Annotated in this window: 18 protein-coding genes, 2 tRNA genes and 1 CRISPR repeat array; of the genes, 11 read left to right on the top strand and 9 right to left on the bottom strand. The window is 66.3% G+C overall.

The annotated features are described in order from the left end of the window. Positions 1–691 precede the first annotated feature (691 nt). From ACE3OU_RS17695 to ACE3OU_RS17680, 4 genes are all read right to left on the bottom strand, one after another. Positions 692–1,549 carry a GTPase family protein gene (locus ACE3OU_RS17695; RefSeq protein ID WP_239861382.1) on the bottom strand — a complete coding sequence of 286 codons (858 nt, stop codon included), beginning with the start codon at positions 1,547–1,549 and terminating at the stop codon, positions 692–694. A 22-nt stretch (positions 1,550–1,571) separates the two neighbouring features. Next, a complete protein-coding gene (locus ACE3OU_RS17690; protein ID WP_374242871.1) occupies positions 1,572–3,215 on the bottom strand; it encodes a tyrosine-type recombinase/integrase in 1,644 nt (547 codons plus the stop codon). A gap of 96 nt (positions 3,216–3,311) precedes the next feature. After that, positions 3,312–3,388, bottom strand: a tRNA-Asp gene (locus tag ACE3OU_RS17685). Positions 3,389–3,446: 58 nt separating this feature from the next. Further along, positions 3,447–3,531 (bottom strand) — tRNA-Leu (locus ACE3OU_RS17680). Between the two features lie 369 nt (positions 3,532–3,900). Here ACE3OU_RS17680 and ACE3OU_RS17675 point away from each other — a divergent pair. The 4 genes from ACE3OU_RS17675 (at position 3,901) to ACE3OU_RS17660 (ending at position 10,181) form a co-directional block, all read left to right on the top strand. Next, a complete protein-coding gene (locus ACE3OU_RS17675) occupies positions 3,901–4,968 on the top strand; it encodes a methyl-accepting chemotaxis protein (RefSeq protein WP_374242870.1) in 1,068 nt (355 codons plus the stop codon). A gap of 10 nt (positions 4,969–4,978) precedes the next feature. After that, positions 4,979–5,632 (top strand): hypothetical protein, encoded by a 654-nt coding sequence (locus ACE3OU_RS17670; protein ID WP_374242869.1) that lies wholly within the window; start codon positions 4,979–4,981, stop codon positions 5,630–5,632. 127 nt (positions 5,633–5,759) lie between these two features. Continuing rightward, entirely contained in the window at positions 5,760–8,954 is a 3,195-nt protein-coding gene (locus ACE3OU_RS17665; protein WP_374242868.1) for a response regulator, read from the top strand. Positions 8,955–8,966: 12 nt separating this feature from the next. After that, positions 8,967–10,181, top strand: coding sequence for a PleD family two-component system response regulator (locus ACE3OU_RS17660; protein ID WP_374242867.1), 1,215 nt, complete (start codon positions 8,967–8,969; stop codon positions 10,179–10,181). A gap of 40 nt (positions 10,182–10,221) precedes the next feature. Here ACE3OU_RS17660 and ACE3OU_RS17655 read toward each other — a convergent pair whose 3' ends face one another. Further along, a complete protein-coding gene (locus ACE3OU_RS17655) occupies positions 10,222–12,273 on the bottom strand; it encodes a putative bifunctional diguanylate cyclase/phosphodiesterase (RefSeq protein ID WP_374242866.1) in 2,052 nt (683 codons plus the stop codon). Between the two features lie 539 nt (positions 12,274–12,812). Between ACE3OU_RS17655 and ACE3OU_RS17650 the strand changes: the two genes are divergently transcribed. Together ACE3OU_RS17650 and ACE3OU_RS17645 are read left to right on the top strand one after the other, a co-directional pair. Continuing rightward, a complete protein-coding gene (locus ACE3OU_RS17650) occupies positions 12,813–14,093 on the top strand; it encodes a hypothetical protein (RefSeq protein WP_374242865.1) in 1,281 nt (426 codons plus the stop codon). A 35-nt stretch (positions 14,094–14,128) separates the two neighbouring features. Continuing rightward, entirely contained in the window at positions 14,129–14,641 is a 513-nt protein-coding gene (locus ACE3OU_RS17645; protein WP_374242864.1) for a hypothetical protein, read from the top strand. A gap of 42 nt (positions 14,642–14,683) precedes the next feature. Here the strand turns inward: ACE3OU_RS17645 and ACE3OU_RS17640 are convergent, their stop codons facing one another. After that, entirely contained in the window at positions 14,684–18,034 is a 3,351-nt protein-coding gene (locus ACE3OU_RS17640; RefSeq protein ID WP_374242863.1) for an SNF2-related protein, read from the bottom strand. Between the two features lie 141 nt (positions 18,035–18,175). Beyond that, positions 18,176–18,874, bottom strand: a complete 699-nt coding sequence (locus ACE3OU_RS17635; RefSeq protein WP_374242862.1) for an IclR family transcriptional regulator — start codon at positions 18,872–18,874, stop codon at positions 18,176–18,178. 218 nt (positions 18,875–19,092) lie between these two features. Between ACE3OU_RS17635 and aroD the strand changes: the two genes are divergently transcribed. The 5 genes from aroD to ACE3OU_RS17610 all read left to right on the top strand — a co-directional run bounded on the left by aroD (position 19,093) and on the right by ACE3OU_RS17610 (position 23,363). Then, a complete protein-coding gene (gene aroD, locus ACE3OU_RS17630; protein WP_374242861.1) occupies positions 19,093–19,875 on the top strand; it encodes a type I 3-dehydroquinate dehydratase in 783 nt (260 codons plus the stop codon). A gap of 42 nt (positions 19,876–19,917) precedes the next feature. After that, positions 19,918–20,733 (top strand): shikimate dehydrogenase, encoded by an 816-nt coding sequence (gene aroE / locus ACE3OU_RS17625; RefSeq protein ID WP_374242860.1) that lies wholly within the window; start codon positions 19,918–19,920, stop codon positions 20,731–20,733. 28 nt (positions 20,734–20,761) lie between these two features. Further along, the gene (locus ACE3OU_RS17620; RefSeq protein ID WP_374242859.1) at positions 20,762–21,505 is read left to right on the top strand and encodes a TerC family protein; all 744 of its coding nucleotides are present in this window, start codon (positions 20,762–20,764) and stop codon (positions 21,503–21,505) included. Then, entirely contained in the window at positions 21,502–21,927 is a 426-nt protein-coding gene (locus ACE3OU_RS17615) for a universal stress protein (RefSeq protein ID WP_374242858.1), read from the top strand. Before ACE3OU_RS17620 ends, ACE3OU_RS17615 begins: the two co-directional genes overlap by 4 nt. Before the next feature lie 122 nt (positions 21,928–22,049). Beyond that, positions 22,050–23,363: a citrate transporter gene (locus ACE3OU_RS17610; protein ID WP_374242857.1), complete on the top strand. Its 1,314-nt coding sequence runs from the start codon at positions 22,050–22,052 to the stop codon at positions 23,361–23,363. Positions 23,364–23,451: 88 nt separating this feature from the next. On the opposite strand, the gene ACE3OU_RS17605 is transcribed toward ACE3OU_RS17610, so the two are convergent. Continuing rightward, complete coding sequence (locus tag ACE3OU_RS17605) at positions 23,452–23,784, bottom strand: hypothetical protein (protein ID WP_374242856.1); 333 nt, start codon at positions 23,782–23,784, stop codon at positions 23,452–23,454. A 14-nt stretch (positions 23,785–23,798) separates the two neighbouring features. After that, on the bottom strand, positions 23,799–24,494 hold the full coding sequence (locus ACE3OU_RS17600; RefSeq protein WP_374242855.1) for a dienelactone hydrolase family protein: 696 nt from the start codon (positions 24,492–24,494) through the stop codon (positions 23,799–23,801). 60 nt (positions 24,495–24,554) lie between these two features. Next, a CRISPR array of direct repeats spans positions 24,555–24,822; the repeat unit is 28 nt; unit sequence TTTCTGAGCTGCCTGTCCGGCAGTGACG. Positions 24,823–24,922: the final 100 nt, after the last annotated feature.

Below are 24,922 nucleotides of genomic sequence, written 5' to 3'. Positions count from 1 at the left end.
GGTCTTCTGCCGGCCCGGTGACGCTCAATCCAGAGCGGGAATCCGTCGTCGCCATGGCAATCGGCAACACGAATAGACAGCCTTTGGCTGCATGACTCAGGTGGCAACTATCTTGACGCGCGCCGGTGCCATCACACGGTTCCGGCAAAGTCTTACCCTACCGAATTATTAAAATAATTCTGGGTTGGACTTTACCGGGTACTTAACCGCGTGATAGCTACCACATAGCACCGGATGGAAAATAAGTAACCATTTCCATTTAGCAAGTTCGTTCCGTTACTGGAACAGTTGGAGGGTCTTGCCTTGTCTTCCCTGTGGCTATCCAACTTTACCATTCTAGCCTACTTATTAATTTGACTACCTGCCACTCAATGCCTTTTCCAGTTGCTAGACTGCTATTAAATCAACCTAGTTATTTTTACCTGTGCCTGTTTTGCGACCATTTGCCTGACAATTTCCGAACCGAGAGATTTAACCGACGCATAAAAAATTGCCTTACCACACAGCAAGACAATCTAATTTAATTCGGTGTATTGACAATTTTCAAAAATCAAATATGATTAGTTTGCTATGGTGGTTTACTTATATTGAAAATTTTTTGATTGTCAATAGGCAAGCCAGTTAGAAAACGGGTGGTGCCGATCTAATAGTAAAAAGCCAGTCAATTGACTGGCTTTTTACTTGGCTGATATCAGAACCAGCTTTTCAACCACTTTCCAACAGTGGATATAATTTTTGGCGCAGACGCGATAATAACGTCAACGACCTTATCCTTAACTGTATCCCAAGCCTCTCCCGCCATTTCTTTAACGGAATCCCAGATTCCCTTTTCAGCGCCTTTTCTTGCCTCGCTGCTTACGTTTTCTTCCTTTGCCTCTCTTGTGAACGAGTACTTTTTTTCGTTCGGAAGCACCTCCACCACAAGATCAACCAAGGACTTCAGATTATGGGATTTGCCTTTTTTCGATACGGCAATAGAAATGATATTTTTTGTGGAGACCCCAAATCTTTTTGAAACATCATTCTCTTTTATTGCGATATTTCCCAACTGACTGCCTCCGGGCTTGTATTCTTGATGATCCCAATCTTCGAGATCATTTGTTTTGTCAGTTTGTGTGATAACAAAGATTACCGGAGTCGTCTTCTCTTGATTAAAGACTTCTGCATAAGCATCGAGCCCAGAAGCATAGTTTCGGTCATCGGCTTTGATTGCCCATAGAACCAAATCCAACTCAGGAACAAGACTCTTATAGAGTGCCGTATATTCAGCCTGATGGGTCGGGTCTTCACCAATTCCCGGAACATCCAAAAGGATTATTCCACCTTTTCCACCATCACTGCCAATAAGAATTTCCTGGGGCTTCCTCGTGCAAGCCTCAACATCGCTAATCTTAGCAACATCCCTTCCAAACAAAGCATTGCAAAGACTAGATTTTCCAACACCGGAATTCCCAAACACACCGACTTTTGGAGTATAGGATCTGATTTTATTAATTTTCTCGCTAATATCTTGAATTAGCTGCTCTTGGTTTTGTGCGGTAGTCGTCAAAGTTTTCTCCGTTCTTTTCGTTTCAGTTTTTTGATCTCGCCTTGATTGCCAATTTATGAGCCTCTTGCTTGGCTTTCTTGGCACAAAGATTTGACAGAATTTCGGCGAACTGTCCTTGGCTGTATTTCATTGCCTTGAAGTCAAGTCCCGGATATTCCAACTTGCTGGCGACATTATCCAGCAAATATTGCAGATTGTGGGGGTTGGAGTATGCTGTTGAGTTGATCGTATCGTGCTCGTGTCCCACGAACTGACAACGGCTTTCCTCTGGCACCCCGTTTTGTTTCAATCGGTCATTGGAGGTCGACCGGAAAGAGTGGAAAACCTTCTGCTTGTCTTTAATGCCGATCTTGTCCAGATACTTCCCCCATCGCTCGCTCGGTGTTGCTCCATAGGAGCCAAAGGTGTCCGGGGTAAGGTAGGGAAAAAGTTTCTTCCCGTGTGCCTTGGTGTCGTTCACATACTCCAAGAATCCACATTCAAGGAGGGTCGGGTGGATTGGGATCAGACGAGTAGCCGCCAAAGTCTTGAGGGACTTATCTCCCTCGCTGTTGATTGAAATCGCCCAAATGCTGTCATGCTGTTGAATGTCGGCAATGTCCAGTTGCGCCAATTCCGAAATTCGCCCACCTGTGAAAAGTCCCAACATAGGGAGCCAAAAATCGGCAGGTCGCTCAGCTTGGCTCAAAAGTTGGGGCTGAAAAATCAACTTGAGTTCGTCGTCCGTGAACGGCTTGTACCCTTTGGTGACTGCTGCTTTTTTTGCATCAGCTTTTGAAAAAATTTTGTGCCCACGGCTTGGCAATTCCTGCCCATCAGGAAGCACCCCAATGGTTTTGGCGAGTTCAAAAAGCCCATTGAGTGCAGGCAGGTATTTTCTGGAGATGGTTCGCTCTCCTATGCCGTTGCTCAGGAGGTCGTCAATGAAGTCGGCGACATCAGTGCGGGTAATGCTGTGGACAGGAATGTGCTTTTTCTTCTTGCGGGTTTCCAGCCACTCCACAAACTTCCGATGATAGTTGCCGTACTCGTACAGGGCTTTGGGTGACAGCTTGTTCTTTTTGCGAGTGGCAAACCTCGGCACCATTTCCTGAATGGTGGCTCCCCCTTCTTCCTTCTGGCTTGCTGGTGGTGCTGGCTGTGGCTCTGGTGTTACCCGTTGGGGATTGGGTCCAGCAATCAGTTTTGCCAGTGCTTCCGGGGACAGGTTGAGAGTCTGGAGAATGTGAACGGCTCGGCTGGCATCGTCGTCGCTGTTGATGTTCCGAAGAACGAAGCCCCCCGGCATTTCAATGTCCAGCTTGCGAGTGTCAGGCTCGGTAGATGGGGTGAACAGGTTGTTCACTTCCGACAGGGGAAGCCCGGCAAGTTCAGCCAGTTGCTCACGGTCTACACGGTGCAACAGGTTCAGCAGGAAGTCACCATCAGGGGCGTGTCCTGCAATGCTCTCTGCCGTGCTGAGGTAGTCCGTTGCCATTGTCCTTTGTTGCTCCTGATTGCGAACCGCCATTATCCCAGATAGGCACAGGGCTTTGAAGCGGGCTTCCTGTGGGTTCTTGGTTCGCAAGGAGATCCGCTTCTCCTTGGTGGAGGCACCCAGTCGGAAGGTCAGACGGAAGTAAAAAACACCGTGGCGAGACTTGGCGAGGTGTGAAGGTAGCTTCAAGGCTGGTGATCCCCAAAAAATGGGACACCGTCTTGGGACACCTGTAGCGAGACACAAAAGAAAAAACCCGTTGAAAATCAACGGGTTTTTAAATATTGGCGGAGTGGACGGGACTCGAACCCGCGACCCCCGGCGTGACAGGCCGGTATTCTAACCAACTGAACTACCACTCCACTTCTTTTGCCAGCCTTGCCGGTGCGCCACCCGGGCGGGTGTCGACCTGCAATGCCTTGGTGCCCAGGAGAGGACTCGAACCTCCACGGAGTTACCCGCTAGTACCTGAAACTAGTGCGTCTACCAATTCCGCCACCTGGGCATGGTGCAGAAAGAGGCGGCATTCTAAAAGGGTTTCCAAGGAAACGCCAGCTTTTTTTGCATCGGCCGTGGCCATGTCCCGGGATGCCCTTGTGGGGCTTCTTGCCGTCCCCGTGACATCCTGCGCAAAGATGCAGGTGGGTTTCTGGCAATTTTGCCTTCAGAAGGGTTTGACGCGGCCGTTACATCAAAAAGCAACAAATGAAACATAAGAAACATCAGGCTGCATGGTCCGGGCGCAGTGGTTCGCGGTAGCGGCGGCGGGGCCGATGTTCCGGTTGGATTGATTCGCTGCGCAAGGTCGGGCCTCCCGTGCCCGCGCCGGGCTCGCGGCATAAGGATTGAGATGTTCTTCCAAAAAGAAAAGCGCATGGCGGCACTCCAAGCCGAAAATATCGTGCTCAACAATCAGCGGTCTTCCTTCGAGGCCGAGCTTGCCGAACTCAAGAATCAGCTCTCCGAGCAAAAGGCGCTGGCGGAGGCCAGGGACCGCGAGTGTGAGGTCCTCAGGGCCACCCTGCGCAACCTGGCCATGTTCAGCTCCACCCTGGCGGGCTCCCAGCAGAGCCTCGCCACCATGGCCACCCGGCTCCGCGAGGAAAAGGCCCGCGCCCTCGAGGCGGCCCACGTCTCGATGAGCAGCGGCCAGACCACCACCGAGATCGCCACCAGCCTGCATCTGCTGGCCGAGAACTCGGTGCGCACCGCCAAGGAGGTGGACGGCCTCGCCCAGCAGGCCAGCGAGATCAGTGCCATCGTCCAGCTCATCCACGAGATCGCCGACCAGACCAACCTGCTCGCCCTCAATGCGGCCATCGAGGCGGCGCGGGCCGGTGAGGCCGGGCGCGGCTTCGCCGTGGTGGCCGACGAGGTGCGCAAGCTTGCCGAGCGCACCGCCAAGGCCACCAAGGACATCGAAGGCCTGGTGCTGGGCATCCGCACCAACTCGATCTCGGCCAAGGGGGCGATGGAGGTGCTGGCCCGCACCGCCGAAGACTTCAGCGCCCGTGGCGCCAAGGCCACCGAAGACATGGGCAACCTGATGGAACTCTCCCACCAGATGGAAGAGGTCATTGCCAACAGCGCCATCAAGAGCTTCGTCGAAGTCGCCAAGGTGGACCACCTGGTGTTCAAGTTCCGCATCTACCTGGGCCTGTTCGGCCTGCAGGAGGTGGATGTTCACGAAGTGCCCCACCACACCGACTGCCGCCTCGGCAAGTGGTACTACGAAGGGGAGGGCAAGGAGAGCTTCAGCCGCCTGCCCGCCTATCGGGAGCTCGACGGCCCCCACGCCGAGGTGCACGACATGGGCATCGCCGCCCTCGAGGCCCACGGCCGCGGCGACATGACCGCGATGCTCCGGAACGTCGAGGCCATGGAGCAGGCCAGCCTGCGGGTCATCGCCAAGCTCGACCAGATGGCCGCCTCGGTTGCCTGAGCACGGCCCCATGCGTCTCGCCGGGCTGCTGCCCATCCTGTTCTGCGGCCATTGCCTCGCCGATGGCTGCGACAGGCTGGCGCCGCCTTCGGTGACGCTGGCGCTGTACGAAGAGCCGATCAGCCTCGACACCCGCACCAGCTTCCGTACCCTCACCCTCCTCGGCCCCCCACAGGCGCGCCCCGGCAAGCAGGTGCTGGGGCTGACCCGCGGCACCGCCACGGTGCGCTTCGAGACGCAGGTGTCGTCGTACATCGACGCCAGCGGCCGCTGGGAGTGCGCCAGCCCGCAGATCACCGTGCGCTACGGCTTCAGCCCGATGACGGTGTATGTGGCGCGGGAATTCCCCCCCGGCAGCTGCGCCTACCGCGAGATCCACGCACACGAGATGCGCCACGTGCGGGCTTACCAGGACCACCTGAAGGCCATCGAGAAGCCCATCGCCGATGCCCTGCAGGCCCGCTTCGCCGGCACCGCCCCCTGGCGCGGCCCGAAGGGCGAGGCCAACGCCCGCCTGCAGCAGGAGCTCCAGGAGCGCTGGGTGCCCTACGTCAAGCGCGAGATCAACAAGGTCGACGCCGCCCAGGCCCTCATCGACACCCCCGAGGAGTACGCCCGGGTGGCCGAAAGCTGCAACGGAGAGGTCCGCCGCCTCACGCGGTGAAAAAAAGTCCCCCGATTGCTGCGCGAGGGGTCAACAAATCCGCGTTCGTGCCGCAAAGGAGGGGGCGCCGCCTCTTGAGCGCGTCCGGTTCCGCATCTGGCGGAGCCGACGCCGAGGGACCACGATCATGTTCGCAAAAAACAACCCACCCACCCTGTCGGCCTACATCTGGATCATCTTCAGTGCCGCCCTGCTGGCGCTGGTCGCCACCGCACTGACCGGGCTGCGCATGCTCGACGAGCACGACAAGGCCTCGGCCCGCATGCACGACCGCTGGATCGCCACCTTCGGCCTGATCAACCACGTCTCCGCCGGGCTGATGGACAACCGCAACGAGCTGACGCTGCTGCTCCAGCACCGGTTCGGGATGCGCGTTGCCGGCGAGCACGACGAAGAGAGCCACATCCGGAAGATCCGCCTCAACATCGCCCGGGTCAATACCGAATGGCAGGCCTTCAGCGCCGAGATCGTCGCCGTCGCCGAGATCGGTCCCCCGGCCCGTGAATTCGAGCAGCGCCGCAAGGCCTGGCTCGAACACCTCACGCGGATCATCGAGGCCGCCGAGACCCACCAGCTCACCCCGGCCATGGCCCTCGAGGACGCCTACGACGGCCAGGCCCGCTACCTGGCGGCCCTCAACGCGCTGGGGGGCGTCCATGCCGCGATCGTCCAGCTCGCCCGCGACGAAAACGCGGCGTCCCGGCAGAACTACCTGCAGACGCGCGATCAGGTCATCGCGATGCGCGTGCTGGCGGTGCTGGTGCTCGGCATCCTGGTCGTGCAGACCGTCCGGCGCCTGCGGAAGGGCATCATCTGCGTGGTCGGGTTCGCCAACGCCGCGGCCTCCGGAAACCTCGACCAGCCGCTGCCGGCGGGGGCGGAGTCGCGGCCGCGGGAGCTCAACCAGATCCTCGAGCAGATCGCCCGGATGCGGGACGCCCTGCGTGACCACATCCGGGCCGCCCAGCAGCGCGCCGCCCGCAGCAAGGCGATCCTGCGCACCATGCGCGACGGCGTGGTGCAGGTGGACGCCACGGGCACCATCATCAACGTCAATGACGCGCTGTCCGAGATCTTCGGCTACGAGGAGGACGAACTCGTCGGCAAGCCCATCTGCATCCTGCTGCCGGGCGAGTCGCGCTCCGGCCACCCGATCCCGATCGAGATGTACCGGCGCGTCGAGCTGCTCGGCCAGCGCAAGTCGGGCGAGAGGTTTCCCCTCGAGATCATCATCAACCAGATGGTCGACGACGAGGGCAGCATCTTCATCGGCGTGGTGCGGGACATCGTCGAGCAGCGCCGGATCCAGAACGAGCTCACCGACGCCCTGGCCCGGGCCCAGGTGGCCACCCAGGCCAAGTCGGCCTTCCTGGCCAACATGAGCCACGAGATCCGTACCCCGATCAGCGCCGTCATCGGGTTCTCCGGCATCGCCCTGCACAAGGACTACCCCGAAGAGGCCGTGGCGGCGTTCCGCAAGATCAACAGCGCCGGCAAGTCGCTGCTGGCGCTGATCAACGACATCCTCGACATCTCCAAGATCGAGGCCGGCAAGCTCGAACTCGAGAATGCCGAGTTCGAGCTCCACGAGGTGCTCCGGCACGTGGACATGCTGCTGGGCAGCGCCGCGCGCAGCAAGTCCATCGAGCTGGTCGTCGGCCTCAGCCCCACGGTGCCGGCGCGGCTGGTGGGCGACGCCTACCGGCTCGGCCAGGTGCTGATCAACCTGGTCGGCAACGCCATCAAGTTCACCGACCGCGGCACGATCACCGTGCTGATCGACAGCGTCGAGGTCGATCAAGCCGGGGCGTCGGCCCGGCTGCGTTTCTCGGTCTCGGACACCGGCATCGGCATGACCGCGGAAGAGCAGGCCCGCGTCTTCGGCGCCTTCTCCCAGGCCGACAGCTCGACCACCCGCCGCTTCGGCGGCAGCGGCCTCGGGCTGGCGATCACCCAGCAGCTGGTCGGCAAGATGGGCGGAACGCTGAGGCTCCACTCCGAACCCGGCAAGGGGTCGGAGTTCAGCTTCATCGCCCGTTTCGGGCTGGCCGCGTCGGCCCCGGCCGACTGCCCGCCGCCGGCCCTGCAGGGCAAGTCGATCCTGGTGATGGACGACAACCCGATCATGCTCAAGCTCCTGGCCGGCATCGTCGAATCCCTCGGCTGCCGCGTCACCACCGCCGCCTCCGGCCGGGCGGCCCTCGAGCTGCTGCGCGCGGGCGCGCCCTTCGACATCCTGATGTTCGACTGGGACATGCCCGAAATGAACGGCCAGGAGGTCGCCGAAACCCTGCGCGCCGAAGGCTTCAGCCAGCCGGTCATCCTGGTCTCGGGGATCGGGCCGGAGCGCCTCCCCGCGCACACCAACCCCCTGTTCGCCCGTATCCTCAGCAAGCCGGTTTCCGTCGGCGCCGTCTCCCAGGCCCTGCTCGCCGTCCTCGAAGGCGGCCCGCAGCCCGTCGGCCCGAGCCCCGCCAATGCCCACGCCACGGCGATCCCGCGGCTGCAGGACAAGCATTTCCTGCTCGTGGACGACAACGCCTTCAACCGCGAGGTGGGCGCCGCCCTCATCGAGATGACCGCCGCCCGCGTGACCCTCGCCAACGACGGGAAGGAGGCCGTCGAGGCCGTGCGCGGCGGCGCCTTCGACCTCGTCCTCCTCGACCTGCAGATGCCCGTGATGGACGGCTACGAGGCCGCCGCCATCATCAAGGCCGAGCACCCGGAGCTGCCCGTCGTCGCCCTGACCGCCCACGCGATGGAGGACGAGCGCCAGCGCGTGATGGCCGCCGGCATGGACGACATGCTCTCCAAGCCGATCGACCAGGACAAGTTCTTCCGGGTGATCGCCCGCTGGGCCGGCCCCCGCTCCGCCGAGGCTGGCGACGAGGTCGCGGCGCCGGCACCCGTCGCCCCAGCCGCCACGCCCCCCGCCCCGGCGCTGCCGCCGCCCGCCGCCGGGCCGGGGTTGCCGCACTTCGACCGGGAGGTCGCCTTGTCCCGGGTGAATGGCAACCTTGAGCTCCTCAAGCGCTTCATCAGGCTCTTCATCGAGCGCAACGGCAACGCCGCCGCCGAGATCGCCCGCGCCGTCGAAGCCGGCGACCTCGAAGCCGCCAAGCGCACCGCGCACACCCTCAAGGGCAGCGCCGGCACGGTCGGGCTGGTCGTCGTGCAGCAGATCGCCGGGCGGCTGGAGGGCCTGCTGCTGCAACAGATCGCCACCCCCGACGACGTATTCCAGGATCACTACCGCGCCCTCGCCGCCGAACTGGCGGAGGCCTGGCAGCGCGGCCTCGACACGATTTCCACCATTTCTTGAAGGAGCACCCTGATGGCTGTAACCGGAACCTCAGACGCGATCGTCGGGCGGGTCATGATCGTGGACGACGACCCCATCGTCTCCGGCATGCTGGGCGTCACCCTCGAAGCCGCCGGGCACGCCGTCACCGAGATGGAGTCGGGCGAGGCGGCCCTGGCCCGGCTGGCCACCCTGGCCGCCGATGCGCTGCCCGAGGTGCTCTTCGTGGACATCGAGATGCCGGCCATGAACGGCTACGCGCTGTGCCGCCGCATCAAGGCCGACAGCCGCTGCGCCCACATTCCGGTGGTGTTCATCTCGAGCCACGACACCCTCGAGGACCGCATCCTGGCCTACGAGGCCGGCGGCGACGACTTCGTCGCCAAGCCCTTCGACCCCCGGGAGGCCGCCCAGAAAGCCTCGATCTGCATCCGCCACCACCGCAAGGCGGTGCACAGCGAGGTGATGCGCAAGTCGGCCGAGAGCGTGGCGATGAACGCCATCACCAGCCTCGGCGAGAGCGCCATCCAGCTCAAGTATGCCCGCCGCGCGCTGGGCTGCTACAGCCTGCAGTCCCTGGCCCGGGAGACGGTCAGCACCACCGCCGAGTTCGGCCTCAAGGGGCATGTCCAGTTCCGCACCCCCGGCCAGACCATCACCCTCACCGAGAACGGCCCCGCCTCGCCCCTCGAGGAGTCGGTGTTCGAGAAGATGCTCGGCATGGGGCGCATCTTCAGCTTCAAGAACCGGATGGTGGTGAACCACGAGAAGGTCTCGATCCTGGTCGTCAACATGCCCCTCGACGACGCCGAATACTGCGGCCGCATCCGCGACCACCTGGCCATCGTCGCCGAGGCCGCCGACCTGGCCGTGGACAACGTCTGCGCCCGCCTCGACGCCGTCAGGCGGGCCCAGGACATGCAGAACATCGCGATGATCACCCGCAGCGCCGTCGAGGAGCTGCGCACCACCTACCGCGACATCCAGATCTCCGCCCGGCTCGAGCTCGAGACCATGGTCGACAGCATCGAGGGCATGTACCCCGGCCTCGGCCTGACCGACCGCCAGGAGGCCACCGTCAGCGATGTCGTGCGCCATGCCACCGGGCGGGTGCTCGATCTCCTCGAGCTGGGCTCCACCCTGGACGCCAGCTTCACCCGGATCGTCGGCCAGCTGTCCCCCACCGTCGACATCCCGACCCTCGAAGAAAAGGTCGACCCCGGCTTCGAATCCATCGAGCTGTGGTGAGCCCCGGTGGCGCCGGCCCGGTTGCGGGCCGGCCGCCGCCTCATTCCGGCCCGGCCGCCGCCATGAACGCCTCCAGCGCCGCGGCCCGCATCGGCCGGGCGTAGTGGTAGCCCTGGATGAACCCGGCGCCCAGGGAGCGCAGGATCTCCACCTGGGTCGCGTTTTCCACCCCCTCGGCCACCACCTCCAGCCCCAGGCGGCGGGCGATCGAGATGATGCCGTCGCACAGCTGGTACTCGACGCTGCTGTATTCCAGCGTGTCCACGAAGCTCTTGTCGATCTTCAGGTAATTGACCGGGTAGCGCTTGAGGTAATCCAGCGACGAATAGCCGGTGCCGAAGTCGTCCATCGCCACCTGCACGCCCAGGGCCTGGTAGGCCTTCAGGATCTTCTCGGTCACCGTGGTGCTGCCCACCAGCGAATGCTCGGTGATCTCCACGATCAGGTTCTCCCCGCACAGGCCGAACTCGTGCAGCGCCTCGCGCATTTCGGTGTGGCACTCCTCGTAGTCGTCGAAGTCGTGGGACGAGCGGTTGATGCTCACCTGGAAGTGCATCCCGAACAGGCTGGTCCACCGCGCCAGGTCGGCCAGCGTCTGGCGCAGCACCCAGCGGCTCAGCTTGCGGATGATCCCGTACTTCTCGGCGAGGGGGATGAACACCGCCGGCGAGACGCGGCCCAGGGTCGGGTGCTCCCAGCGCAGCAGCGCCTCGGCCTTCACCGGCCGGCCGGTCCGGATGTCCACGATGGGCTGGTATTCGAGATGCAGCTGCCCGGCTTCGAGGGCGTGGTTGAGGCCCTGCACGATGAAGAAATCCTCGGGCATGTCGGGCCCCTGCAGGCTGGAGAAGAACTCCGCTCCGCCGCGCCCCTTCAGCTTGGCCGACTCGGTGGCCTGCTCGGCCCGCTTGATGAGGGTCGCGTAGGACTTGCCGTCGTCCGGGTAGATCGCCACCCCGACGCTGACCGAGAGCTGCAGCGGCTGGCCGTCCACCTCGTCGATCGCCTCGATGGCGGCCTTGATCTTCGCCACCGTCCTCGGGATCGCCGCCGGCTGGGTGAAGCCGTGCAGCAGCACCACGAAGTGGTCCGCGTGGCTGCGCCCCACGTCGTCGGCCTCGCGCACCGACTCGCGCAGGGTCTGCCCCACCTTCATCAGCAGCTGGTCCCCCACCCTGGCCGACAGGCGCCGGTTGATCTCGGCAAAGCCGTCGAGGTTGCAGTGCATCACCGCGATCGAGCGGTGGCGCACCTGGGCGATGCGGATCAGGTCGTCGGCGGCGTTCTGGATGCCGGTCCGGCTCATCAGCCCGGTGAGGCTGTCGAAATGCACCACCCGCCACAGCATCTGCTCCTGCTGCAGCTCCTGGGTGAGGTCGCGCACGATCTTGGAGAAACCGATGATCTCGCCCGACTCGGCCTTGATCGGCGACAGGGAGATCGACGCGAAGATCCGGCGGCCGTCCCGGGTCAGCCGGGTGCTGCGGAAATGCCGCACCGATTCGCCACCCAGCACCGCCTTCAGCAGCTTCTCCTCCTCGTGCAGGCGCTCCCGCGGAAACACCAGGCTGATGTGCCGGCCCACGGCCTCGCCGGCGGTGTAGCCGAAGATCCGCTGCGCCCCGGCGTTCCAGGTGCGGATGATGCCCTGCAGGTCCTTGCTGATGATCCCGTCGTCCGACGAGTCGATCAGCGCCTTGTACTGGGCGATGTCCCGCTCGGTGCGCACCTGTTCGGTCACGTCGCGGGCGATCTTGGAGGCCGCGACGATGTTGCCGTCGGCGTCGTGGATCGGCGACAGGCTCACCGAGATGTCGAGGCGGGCGCCGTTCTTGTGCAGGCGCTGGGTCCGGAAATGCTTGATCCGCTCACCCCGCGCCAGCTGGGCCAGGATCGTCGTCTCCTCCGGCAGCCGGTCGGGCGGGAACAGCTTGAGGATCGTCTGGCCCACCATCTCCTCCGCGGCATACCCGAAGATCCGCGTCGCCGCGGGGTTCCAGGTCAGCACGCGGCCATCGAGGGATTTCGTGATGATCGCGTCGTCGGAGGTCTGGATCAGGTTGGTCAGGTGGTCGTCGGTAGGGTGGCACATGGCGGTGTCTGTGGAGAGTCCGGCAGGACGCCGGACGGGGCGGTAGGCGGACGAGGGAGCCATGGCGCCCTGTGTCAGCGATGAAACGTCAAATTCGCTGCTTGACGTCCATTTGGTGTGTTTAATTGTTAATTTTATATTCTTCGCCGGGGTGAAACGGTGGGAATCCTTGGCAAAAGTCGAATTTCCGCGGCGCCATCCAGCGCCTCCGGCCCCCGGCCGGTCGCAACGCAAGCGCCGTGGCCCGGGTTGGGGAAAGATGTCCGTCATGGCGGAGGGGGGGCGCCTAACCGGCCGCGGGTGACGATGTTTGACGAATCCCGTTGCCCCCGCAGCATCCCGCAGGGATAGTCTTGAAGGGTCGGCGCCGGCGTGGCGGCGGACTCTCGCGCGGGAGGCCGCGCCCATCCGTGCCCGCGCCTGGCCTCCGTGTGCGCGGGCCCGGCATCGACGACCCGAATGGCCTGTATTCCCGTCCGCCGGGCCCGGGGTCCGTGGGAGCCCGCGTTCGTCAACGATACTTCTGAAAGGGCTGCGCCATGCTCGCTTCCTTCACATCGAATCCGCGTGTCCCGTGTCCGCCGGGGCAGGTCCTGAAGCGACTGCTTGGTCGGCTGATGTCGGGCTGCGCGCTGCTGCTGTGCGTCGGTTTTTCCGGCGCCGCCCTCGCGGACGACTTCGATGAGCTGATCCGGCGGCTGGGCAACGACAACTGGGAAGAGCGCGACGCCGCCGAGCGGGCCATCAAGAAGATCGCCCTCACGAAGGCGCAGTTTGCCCGGCTGGCCGAGGCTGCCAATACATCGGGCGATGCGGAGATCCGTTTTCGGGCCTCGGAAATCGTGAAGGCAAAAATCCGCGAAGTGGCGCCATCCATCGACAAGATCGCCGATCTGGTCGAGGTCCGGCAGGGTGACAGGACCCTGGAGGTCCAGGTCGAGGGCACCACGTCCTATTTCGATTTCCGTTTCGACAGCCTGTATGCCCGGTCGCCCGCGCAGCGGCCGGCGCTGAACGGCATCGTGTCGCTGGTGGACGCGGCGGGATCGGCGCTCATGCGCGGCGATCCCCGGGAGGCGTCGAGACAGTTGCAGGCGCTCGAGACCTACCTGCGCGCCATGACCGACGCAGAGTGGGGGGCGTTCTTCGACGCCCGGCTCGAGCGTGCCTCGCGGGAGGACGCCATCGCCAAGGTCCAGGCGGCCATCGGCCTCATCCCGGCCGTCCAGAGCGAGCTCGACGTGAATGGCCCCCCGATGCCGGTGGATTCGATCAGGATCCCGGTGCCCGAGGGCGGCAACATCGATCTGGGGCGGACACTCTACCTCACGCTCAACACCCTGCTGAAGCCGGGCGTGCTCGAGGTGAGCCCCAGGCCGATCGCCGACGCCACCCTCTTTCTGCCCGGCTTCACGCCGGTGGGCGAGCTGTCCGTTTTCGACCTGACGGCACGGGAGGGTTTGCAGCCCCTGGGCACGGTCAATCTCGGCATTGCCTTCGATGCGGGTCTCGTCGACCCCGGGCAACTGCGCGTCGCCCGGCTCGCCAGCCTGGAGATCGAGATCCTGGTGCCTCAGGTCGATCTGGGCCGGCAGATTGCCTTCGTCAGCTACGATGCGCCGTCTGCCGGCGGCGATCCGTTGGGCGAGTTCCGGCTTGTCCGGCTCATCCCCGAACCGGGCAGCTTCCTGCTGTGCGGCCTGGGCCTGCTGGCCATTCCGCTGCTGCGCGGTCTGCGCAAGCCGGCCCGCTGCACGGGGGCGATCGGCAGCTCGGCGGCGGGCGGAGAAGTCACGATTCCGGCCACCGGCCTGTGTTAAAAGGGTGGCCTGTCCATCCGGTTTCTTCAAGCGTCATGAACTTCAAACTTGTCGCCCTCGCAGGCTGCGCCGCCTACGGCATCTGGTTTGCGGCGGTCGGCGGCAAACAGGTTTCCGAGGCGCACGTGGCGGAGCTTTATCGCCAATATGCCTCCGCCTACGATCGCGGGGATGGCGAGGCCGTCTGCAAGCTCTTCAGCGATGACGTCCACGGAAAGTTCTCAAGCACCTCCCGCGCCATGCCGGTCCGGGAGGTCGTCAATAAAGACATCGCCTGCGCCTCGGTCGATGAGTTCTATGCATCGAAGAAACAGCTCGAGGCATCCCTGGGCCATGAGCTCCACACCAACATCGAATACACCATCCATTCGATCCGCATCGCCCCGGACAAGCGCTCGGCCACTGCCGAGGTGCTGCTGGAGCTGCGCCTCGGCACCGAGAACACCACACTGCTCGACATGCGCTCCACCCAGACGGACGTCATCAAGCGCAGCTTCGGCAAGGCGCAGTTCGTGCAGACGGACGGTGTCGTGCGTTTCTACCGGTAGCACCGTCACGCGGCCCGTTGCGCCCGGCGCTACGCCGCCGGTTCAGCCCTGCCTGGCCCGCCCGCGCTTCTTCGGCGCTTCGCCGTCGCCCTTGATCTCGGGCAGCGGCGCGAACAGCGCCTTGATGTCGTCCTCGCCAAACTTGACGCTGCCCTCGTGGTCCTCGGCGAGGATGCCGGCGGCGAGCTCGGCCTTTTTGTCCTGCAGCGCCAGGATCTTCTCTTCGATCGAGCCGGCGACCACCAGCTTGTAGACGAACACCGCCTTGGTCTGGCCGAGGCGGTGGGCGCGGTCGGTGGCCTGGTTCTCGGCGGCGGGGTTCCACCAGGGATCGTAGTGGATCACCGTGTCGGCGGCGGTGAGGTTGAGGCCGACGCCGCCGGCCTTCAGGCTGATCAGGAACACCGGCACCGGGCCGTCCTGAAACGCGCGCACCGGGGTTTCCCGGTCGGCGGTGTCGCCGGTGAGGCTGACGTAGGCGATCTTGCGGGCGTCGAGCTCGGCGGCGATCAGCGTGAGCATGCCGGTGAACTGGGAGAACAGCAGGATCTTGCGACCTTCGTCGACCAGCTCGGGGAGCATCGCCATCAGCAGGTCGAGCTTGGCGCCTTCCTTGACCTTGGCGGCGGCGTCGGTCTTGAGCAGGCGCGGGTCGCAGCATACCTGGCGCAGCTTGAGCAGCGCGTCGAGGATCACGATCTGGCTGCGCGCGAAGCCGCGGGCGGCGATCTCGTCGCGGATGCGCTGGTCCATGGTGGCGCGCACGGTTTCATACAGGTCGCGCTGCCGGCCTTCGAGCTCGACGCTGCGCACCACGATGGTCTTGGGCGGCAGCTCGGTGGCGACCTGCTCCTTGCGCCGGCGCAGGATGAAGGGGGCGATGCGGCGGGCGAGGATCTCGCGGCGCACGGTGTCGCCGCGCTTCTCGATGGGGGTGCGCCAGCGGGCGGCGAAGTCCTTGCTGTCGCCGAGGAAGCCGGGCAATAAAAAGTCGAACTGGCTCCACAGCTCGCCCAGGTGGTTCTCGAGGGGCGTGCCGGTGAGGCACAGCCGGTGCTCGGCCTGCAGCGTGCGCACCACCTGGGCGGCCTGGCTGGCGGCGTTCTTGACCGTCTGGGCTTCGTCGAGGATCAGCGAGTGGTAGGCGTGGGCGGCGAGCTGCTCGCGGTCGCGCCACAACAGCGGGTAGGTGGTGAGGCAGACGTCGTGGGCGGGGATCTTCGCGAAGGCGTCGGCCCGGTTGCTGCCGCGCAGGCTGAGCACCTTGAGCTCGGGGGCGAAGCGTTCGGCCTCCCGCTGCCAGTTGAAGACCAGCGAGGTGGGCAGCACCACCAGCGCGGGTTTGGCGAGCCGGCCGGCGTGCTTCTCGGTGAGCAGGTGGGCGAGGGTCTGGGCAGTCTTGCCGAGGCCCATGTCGTCGGCGAGGATGCCGCCGAGGCCGTGTTCGCGCAGGTGCTGCAGCCAGGCGAGGCCCTCCAGCTGGTAGGGGCGTAGCGTAATCGTGAAGCCGGCGGGGGCGGCCACCGGCTTCAGCTGCCCGACGCCCTTGAGGCGGTCGAGCCAGCTGGCCAGGCCGTCGAGGCCGTTGCCCTGCCAGCCTTCGCCCAGGGCCTCGGCGAGGCGCGGGGCGTCGAAGCGCGACAGCCTGAGGCTGGCCGACGGGCTGTCGAAGAGGTCCACCAGCGTGCGCGCCAGCGGCTTCAGGCGGCCAGCGGGGAGCTGGATGCGCTCGCCGGTGTCGGTCTCCACGGCGATGCGGGCGTCGTCGGGGATGGCGTCGATCTTGCGCTTGTCGAGCCAGCGCTTGTCCTGGCGGAACACGGCATGGAGCATCGGCACCAGGTCGAGCCGGCGGCCTTCGACCTCGATCCCCAGCGACACGTCGAGCCAGCCGCTGTCATCCTCCTCGATGTCCACCTGCCACTCGGTGGGCAGCAGTACCCGGTGGCGGAAGTCGGGCGGGCAGTCGATGCGCCAGCCGGCCTCGCGCAGGGCCGGCGCGGTGAGGGCGAAGAAGTGGGCCCAGTGGGCCTCGCTCTCGAGGCCGTGGATGCCGTCGGGGCGTGGCCCGGTGGGCACGATCCAGGCCGGCTTGACGGGCTGGAAGCCGGCCTGCACGAAGGCCTGCCAGGCGCGGGCCTCAGCCTCGGTGTCGCGCTTCACGCGCACCACACGGCCGTCGGGGAGGGGGGCGACGTCGTGGGTCGAGCCGGGCTCGAAGCGCGCCTCGCCGTAGCAGAAGGCGGGCACCGCCACGTCGTAGAGTTCGCTGGCGTAATCCACGTCGTAGCCGCGATGCCGGCGCCGGCTCCAGCAGTGCAGGGTCTGCAGGCCCAGCACCGGCTGGCAGGGCGCCTCGAGGCTGGGCAGCGCGGCGGCCGACGGCCCCTGGGGCGAGGGCAGCGCCGGGGCCACCGCGGCCAGGGCACTGGCCACCACCGGCACCTCGACGGGCGACAGGGGCGGCAGCGCCAGCACCTCGCTGATCGCCGCGCCGCCGTCGATGGCGATGCGGCCGGCCTGGCGGCCTTCGGCGTCGATGTAGGCGGGCGGCTCGGTGTGGATCACCAGGCTGGCGGCGGGGTCGGTGACGATGCGGGCCTTGAGGCCGCCGGGGCCGGGTTGCCATTCGAGCCGGCCGGGGCGCGCCGGGCCGGCGGCCAGCAAGCGGATGTTGCCGCTGTCGTCCAGCGCCAGGTAGGTGCGGCCGGTGTGCAGCGCGGCTTCGAGCAGGGCCAGCCCCTCGGGGCCGTGCAGCAGTGGCCGGCCGTAGCCGCCGCCCTTGCGGGTGGCCTCCCGCAGCAGGCGGAAGACCTGCATGTCCTCGTCGCGCACGAAGCTGGGCGGCTTGAGCAGCGCCTGCTCGTAGTTGCTCCATTCGGCGGCGTACCCGGTGAGTTCGCCGTCGGGGCCGAGGCGGCCCTTGAGCAGGCTGAACTCCAGGCCGTCGGCCACCGGCCAGGTGCTGCACAGGTAGAAGATCGCCTCCTTGGCGGCGCCCGGCTTGCGCGGGGTGGTGGTCTTGCTGACCCGCTCCTGCAGCGTGCGGGCCCAGGCGAGGATCTCGGCGCGGGGTTTCTCCACCAGCGTGCCCGCCCGCCGGGCGGCCAGGATCAGCGCCGCGGCGTGCTTGCAGCGGTTGCCCACCGGGCAGGTGCAGCGGGCGAAGAGCTCGATGTTGGACTGGCCGAAGAACTCCCGCCGCTCGATGCGCACCGTCACCCGGTAGGGCACCGGCTCCTTGCCCTGCACCAGGGCCTGCAGCTGGTTGCCGCTGACCTCGAGGTTGCGCACCCGGCCCACATAGCTGCGGGCCCGGGTGAGGGCGCTGGCGGAAAACAGGTCGCCGAGCAGGTTGTCGTCGAGCTGGGCGAGGAGGCGGGCGAGTTCCATGCCGAAGAAAAACGTCAGGTGATGCGTGGGCGCAGGACTTTAGCAGGCTTCCGCGCCGCCGGCCTGACCGTCAGCCGCCATCCGCCGGGGCGGGGGCGGTGCGCGGCGGCGGGAGCCGGGGCCGGGCGGTTGCCGCCGCGGCTAAACCCCCGGCCAGACGCCGCCGAGGGCCTCGGTGAGGGCTGCGCAGTGGGTGTGCAGCACGGCGGCCATCTGGCGCGGGTCGGCCTGCTCGAAGCGGTAGCGCGGGCCCGACACGCTGAGGGCGCCCACCAGCCGCTGGCCGACAGCGAACACCGGGCTGGCGACGGCGGCGATCTCGGGGTCGCGTTCGCCGAAGGACGCCGAGAACAGGTCGCGCCGCACCGCGTCGTAGCGGGTGCCCGCCGCGCCGCCGAAGGCCAGGATGACGTGGCCCGCGGCGCCCAGGTCGAGGGGCAGGCGCATGCCCTCGTGGATCACGTCGCGGATCGCCCGGGCCGACTCGACCCGATGCACGCACACCCGCCGGTCGTCCTCGCGCACGAAGAAGGAGGCGCCCTCGTTGAGCTCGGCGGCGATCTGGCGCAGCACCGGCGGCACGAACTCCGACAGCCGGAAGTGGCGCTGGTACAGCGAGCCGAGGAAGAGGGGCTTGGGCCCGAGGCGGAAGGCGCCGTCTTCGAGGCGGCGCAGGTAACCGAAGCGTTCGAGGGATTCGGCCAGGCGCAGGGTGGTGCTCTTGTAGAAGCCGACGCGCTTCGAGATCTCGGTGAGCGTCAGACTCTGGTCGCCCTCCCGGAACGCGTCCAGGATCGTCAGCGCGCGGTCGACGGCCGCCACGCCCCCTTCGTTGGCCATGGAACTTCCCTTTATCGTTGTCTTGTCCTGCTTCGATTATCGCACGCCCATAAAAATCCCCGCCCGCTGCCCGGATCGGTGGTGCCTGCCGCTGCGCAGGCGGCGGCTGGGCGAGACGTGGCCGGCGCCGATATGGTAAAAGGCTGTTTTGCCTCGCGAAATCCATCCGGCGGGGCGCGGGCCGCCCGGCCCGGCTTGAACCTGCGCGGGAGTCACTGATGTCGTTTTCGAGGCCGATCCAACTCAACAACACCGTCCTGGGCGGCGGCCGGGAGCCGCTGGTGTGCACCCCGCTGGTGGGTGCCGACGAGGCGGCGGTGCTGCGTGAGCTGGCCGTGATCCTGCCCAAGCGGCCCGACCTGCTCGAATGGCGCGTGGACTTCTTCGCGGGCATCGCTGAGACCGAGCGCGTCGTCGCGCTGGCCCAGGCGATCCGCGAGCAGGCCGGCGATGTTCCGCTGCTGTTCACCCGCCGCTCGACCCGCGAGGGCGGCCAGCCCATCCCCCTCGATGAAGACGGGGTGCTGGCGCTGTATGCCGCCGTGTGCCGCGCCGGCGCGGTGCAGCTGTGCGACTACGAGCTCAGCGCCGGCGAGGCGCATTTTGCCCGCGCCGTGGCGCTGGCCCGCGAGACCGGCGTGTGCCTCGTCGCCTCCTTCCACGATTTCCACGCCACGCCGCCCGCCGAGGCGCTGGTGGCCAGGTTCGCCGCCATGCAGGCGGCCGGCGCCGACGTGGCCAAGATCGCCGTGATGCCCCAGTCGCCCCGCGACGTGCTGACCCTGCTCGACGCCACCCTGACCGCCCGCGAGACGCTGGCGGTGCCGGTCATCAGCATGGCGATGGGCGGCTACGGTGCGGTGAGCCGGCTGTGCGGCTGGGTCTTCGGCTCGTCGGTGAGCTTTGCGGTGGGCGAGAAGAGCTCGGCCCCGGGCCAGGTGCCGGTGGCCGACGTGAACACCGTTGTTGACGTGCTGCAGCGCGCCATCGCCGGCCGTTGATTGCTAGAGTGAGGGTCTTTGCCCGCCTGCCGAGGTTTTTGCATGACTGACCGCTACGCCGTGATCGGCAACCCGATCGCGCATTCCAAGTCGCCCACCCTGCACGCCGCCTTCGCCCGCCAGTGCAGTCAGGACATCCGCTACGAGGCGATCCTCGGGCCCCTGGACGGCTTCCGCGCCGCCGTCGAGGCCTTCCGCCAGGCCGGCGGGCGCGGCATGAACGTGACGGTGCCGTTCAAGGTCGAGGCCCTCGCGCTGGCCGACACGCTCACCGAGCGGGCGCGGCTGGCCCAGGCGGTCAATACCCTGCGCTTCGACGCCGACGGCATTTTTGGCGACAACACCGACGGCATCGGCCTGGTGAACGACATCCAGCAGCGGCTGGGCTTTGCGATTGCCGGCAAGCGGGTGCTGATCCTCGGCGCCGGTGGTGCGGCGCGGGGCTCGGTGCTGCCGCTGACCGAGGCCGGCCCGGCGCGGTTGTGCCTGGTCAATCGCACCCTGGCCCGCGCCGAGGCGCTGCAGGCCCAGTTTGCCGGCATCGCCGCCCTCGACGTGGCGCCCTGCGACGGGCTGGCGGGGCAGTGCTTCGACCTCGTCATCAACGCGACCTCGGCGGGCCTGCACGGCGAGAGCCTGCCGCTGCCCGACGGCATCTTCGCCCCCGGCGCGCTGGCCTACGACATGGTCTATGGCAACGCCGAGACGCCCTTCATGGTCGCCGCCCGCGCCCTTGGGGCGAGCCGGGTGTCGGACGGCCTCGGCATGCTGGTGGGGCAGGCGGCGGAGTCCTTCTTCCTGTGGCGCGGCGTGCGCCCCGACACCGGGCCGGTGCTGCAGATGCTGCAGGGCGGCTAAAGCCGGCCTCCTTCGATCGGAATTCACCATGGACGCATCCACTTTTCTCATCGCCGTCGCCCAGATCATCATGATCGACATCCTGCTGGGCGGGGACAACGCGGTGGTCATCGCCCTGGCCTGCCGGCGCCTCCCCGAGGCCCAGCGCGCCAAGGGCATCTTCTGGGGGGTGGTCGGGGCGATCGCGGTGCGCATCGTGCTGATCTTCTTCGCGCTGCAGCTGCTGGCGCTGCCGTATCTCAAGCTGGTGGGCGCCGCGCTGCTGCTGTGGATCGGCGTCAAGCTGCTGCTGCCCGAGGAGGACGACGCCCACGAGGGCATGGCGGCCAGCGAGAGCCTGTGGGGCGCGGTGCGCACGGTGATCGTGGCCGACGTGGTGATGAGCCTCGACAACGTGATCGCGGTGGCCGGCGCCGCCCACGGCGACATCACGCTGGTGGTGTTCGGCATCCTGGTGAGCGTGCCGATCATCGTGTGGGGCAGCCGCTTCGTGCTCAAGCTGATGGACCGCTTCCCGGTGGTGATCACCCTCGGCGGCGCGCTGCTGGGCTGGATCGCCGGCGGCATGGCGGTCTCCGATGGGGTGGTGACGGCCCACCTCGGCGAGCTGCCCGGCTGGCTCAAGTACGCCTGCGGCGCGCTTGGCGCGGTGCTGGTGGTGGCGGTCGGCAAGTGGCTGGCCCACCGCCAGGCGCGCCGGGCCGAAGTCATCGAAATCAGCCTCGACGCCCCCGACGCGGCGCCCCGGGGCAAACAAGGCGGACAGGCATGATTACGACTCTGATTGCGGTGGACGGCTCCGACCACAGCCTGCGGGCGGTCGATGCGGTGTGCCGGCTGGCGGCGGCCGGGCTGGCGATGGACGTGCATGTGCTCAACGTGCAGATCCCGGTCGAGTCGGGGCACGTGCGGATGTTCGTCGAGGCCGAGGCCATCGAGGACTACTACCGGCAGGAGGGCCTGCAGGCCCTCGCCGAGGCCTGCGCGCGCCTCGACCGGGCCGGCATCAAATACACCCGCCACCTGGCGGTGGGCCACGTGGCCGACACCATCGCCCACTACGCCAGGCGGCTGGCGGCCGATCAGGTGGTGATGGGTTCCCACGGCCGCGGGGCGCTCAAGCACGCGCTGATGGGCTCGGTGGCCACCGACGTGCTGCGCCGTGTCGATACCGCGGTGACGCTGGTGCGCTGAGCTGGTCCGGCGGGGCCTCCGGGCCGTCTGCCACAGCGGAATCGGCGGCTTCCTGTCAAAATACCGTTTTCCGTTCTGGACCCGCAGATCGGGGCATGCCTGGCGTGCCCCGGCGTATTGCCATGCACCGCTTGCTGTTGTGTCTGCTGCTGTCGCCCCTGTCGGCCTTTGCCGCGGGTGACATCCCCACCGTCGGCGGCATCCCCGTCGAGTTCATCCTGTTTGCGCTGACCCTGCTGGGCGTCGCGCTGTTCCACCACATCACGCTGTACGTGGCCCTCGGCGGCCTCACGGCGATCAGCCTCTACAAGATCGCCTTCACCGGCTTCAAGGCGGGCGTCGGGGTGGCGGGCTTCGTCGGCCACCTGGGCCACGAGTGGGTCACCGTTGCCAACCTGTTCTGCCTGCTCACCGGCTTTGCGCTGCTGGCTCGGCACTTCGAGAAGAGCCACCTGCCGGTGATCCTGCCGCGCTTCCTGCCGGCCGACTGGCGGGGCGGCTTCCTGATGCTGGTGATGGTGTTCTTCATCTCCAGCTTCCTCGACAACATCGCCGCGGCGCTGATCGGCGGCGCGATGGCCCACCAGCTGTTCCGCGCCCGGGTGCATGTGGGCTACCTGGCGGCCATCGTCGGCGCTTCCAATGCCGGCGGTTCGGGCTCGGTGGTCGGCGACACCACCACCACCATGATGTGGATCGACGGCATCAGCCCGCTGATCGTGCTCGACGCCTACGTCGCGGCCATCGTCGCGCTGGTGATCATCGGCTACTTCGGCGCCCGGCAGCAGCACGCCCATTCGCCGATCATCCACCACGTGCACGAGCACACCCACGTGGACTGGGGGCGGCTCTTCATCGTCGGCACCATGCTGGTGTTCGCGGTGGTCACCAACATCGTGATCAACGTGAACTACCCCGAGCTGGCCGAGCATTTCCCCTTCATCGGTGCCGCCGTGTGGGTGGCCATCGTGCTCACCGTCGGGGTGCGCCGCCACGACTGGGAGCTGCTGCCGGAGACCATCAAGGGCTCGGTGTTCCTGCTGTCGCTGGTGCTGTGCGCCTCGATGATGCCCGTCGACCGCCTGCCGCCGGCGTCGTGGATGTCGGCCCTGGCGCTGGGCTTCATCTCGGCCTTCTTCGACAACATTCCGCTCACCGCGCTGGCCCTGCGCCAGGGCGGCTACGATTGGGGCGTGCTGGCCTACGCGGTGGGTTTTGGCGGGTCGATGCTGTGGTTCGGCTCGTCGGCCGGGGTGGCGCTCTCCAACATGTTCCCCGAGGCCCGTTCGGCGGTGCAGTGGGTCAGGCACGGCTGGCATGTGCCGGTGGCCTACGTGGCGGGTTTTGCGGTGCTGATGGCGGTGCTCGGCTGGCAGCCCGACACCGGCCACAAGGCACCGCCCGCGCCGCCGGTGGCCGCTGCGCCGGCCCACTGAGTGCCCCCGGGGCCGGCCCGCCCGCCGTTGTGGTCCAGGCAACCCGGGGCGGCCCTGCGTTGCCTTGGGAGGCGCTCGGGCTGCTGGCTCACTTCATGAGGCAGCGGCCTCTTCTTTCCAGCCAATACACCGCGTCGCCCACCACGGCGATGCTGCCCGAGATCACCAGGCTGGTGGCCGACACCGCGCCGGCCAGCACCAGCAGCTCGGCGCAGCCCTCGTTGCGGCAGCCGCCGAAGGCCGCGATCTGATAGGCCTTGAGGGTCATGTGGCGCTGGGTGACGCCGCAGTCCGGGTCGTAGCGGGTGGTGGTCTCGGGCAGAAAGACGCAGGCGCTCGACACGCCCGCCGCGAGCAGCGCCGCCGCCCACCGGCGGGCCGGCCGTCGTGCGCGACCCGGGCTGCGAATCCCATCCGCCATCACCGTCGCACCGGCTACAGGTGTCGCGCCAGGAATTCCAGCGTCCGGCCATGGGCAAGGGCGGCGGCCTTCTGGTTGTAGTTCGGACGGCCCCAGCAATTGAAGCCGTGGCCCACGCCCGGGTAATCGGCAAACATGGCGTTGCCGCGGCCGGCAAAGGCGGCCTTGATCCGCGCCACCGCCTCCGGCGTGATCAGTGAATCATCCCCGGCGTGGTGGAGCAGGACGGGCATCGTCACCCGCGGCGCGAGATCGAGATGGTCGGCGATGCCGCCGCCGTAGTAACACACCGCCGCATCCGCCTGGGCGAGGGCCGCCGCCCGGAAGGCCATCTGGCCCCCGAGGCAGTAGCCCAGGGTGCCCACCGGGCCGGTCACCTCGGGCCGCCCGCGCAGCGTGGCCACGGCGCTCGCCACGTCCTCGGCGGCCTGGGCCGTGTCCACCGCCCGATACAGCTCGACGGCCCGCGCGCTGCCCGCCTCGTCGTAGGCCAGCTCCACCCGCGGTGCGAGGCGCCAGAAAAGGTCGGGCGCCAGCACCACGTAGCCATCCAGCGCGTACTGGTCGGCCAGCGCGCGGATGTGTTCATTGACGCCCCAGATCTCCTGGATCAGCACGATCCCCGGCCCGCGCCCGGTGGGCGGCAGCGAGAGGTAACCCGAAAACGTCTCGCCCCGGGCGGTGGCGATGTCGATCCAGCAGGCGTTCATGGAGGGCTCCGTGAGAGGGGGAGGAGGGGGAAGTTTAGCGGGGAAGGCGCGGATCATGGCTTTCTAGACGGCCTGTCCGGCAGTGACGCTGTGCTGCTCACGTCTTTTGAAGACCGTGAATTTCTGAGCTGCCTGTCCGGCAGTGACGATCAGCCGCACCGGAGCGGTGACGGGCGGGGCTTTCTGAGCTGCCTGTCCGGCAGTGACGGGGCAGGGGCTTGGGCCAGCGGCCGGGGGTCATTTCTGAGCTGCCTGTCCGGCAGTGACGCCGACTATTCGCAAGGAAAAGTCAGAGATTTGTTTCTGAGCACCCCAACCCCGCGCACGGGCCAGGTGTCCCTGAAGAAACGACGATGCGTTACAAGGTGAACGGCAGTGCCGAGATGACCGACACGTCATTGGTGCGAGCGCGCGGCGTTAGCCGACGC

It is taken from the genome of Zoogloea sp. (assembly GCF_041908905.1).
GTDB lineage: Bacteria > Pseudomonadota > Gammaproteobacteria > Burkholderiales > Rhodocyclaceae > Zoogloea.
This window is presented reverse-complemented; position numbering and strand designations above follow the sequence as displayed.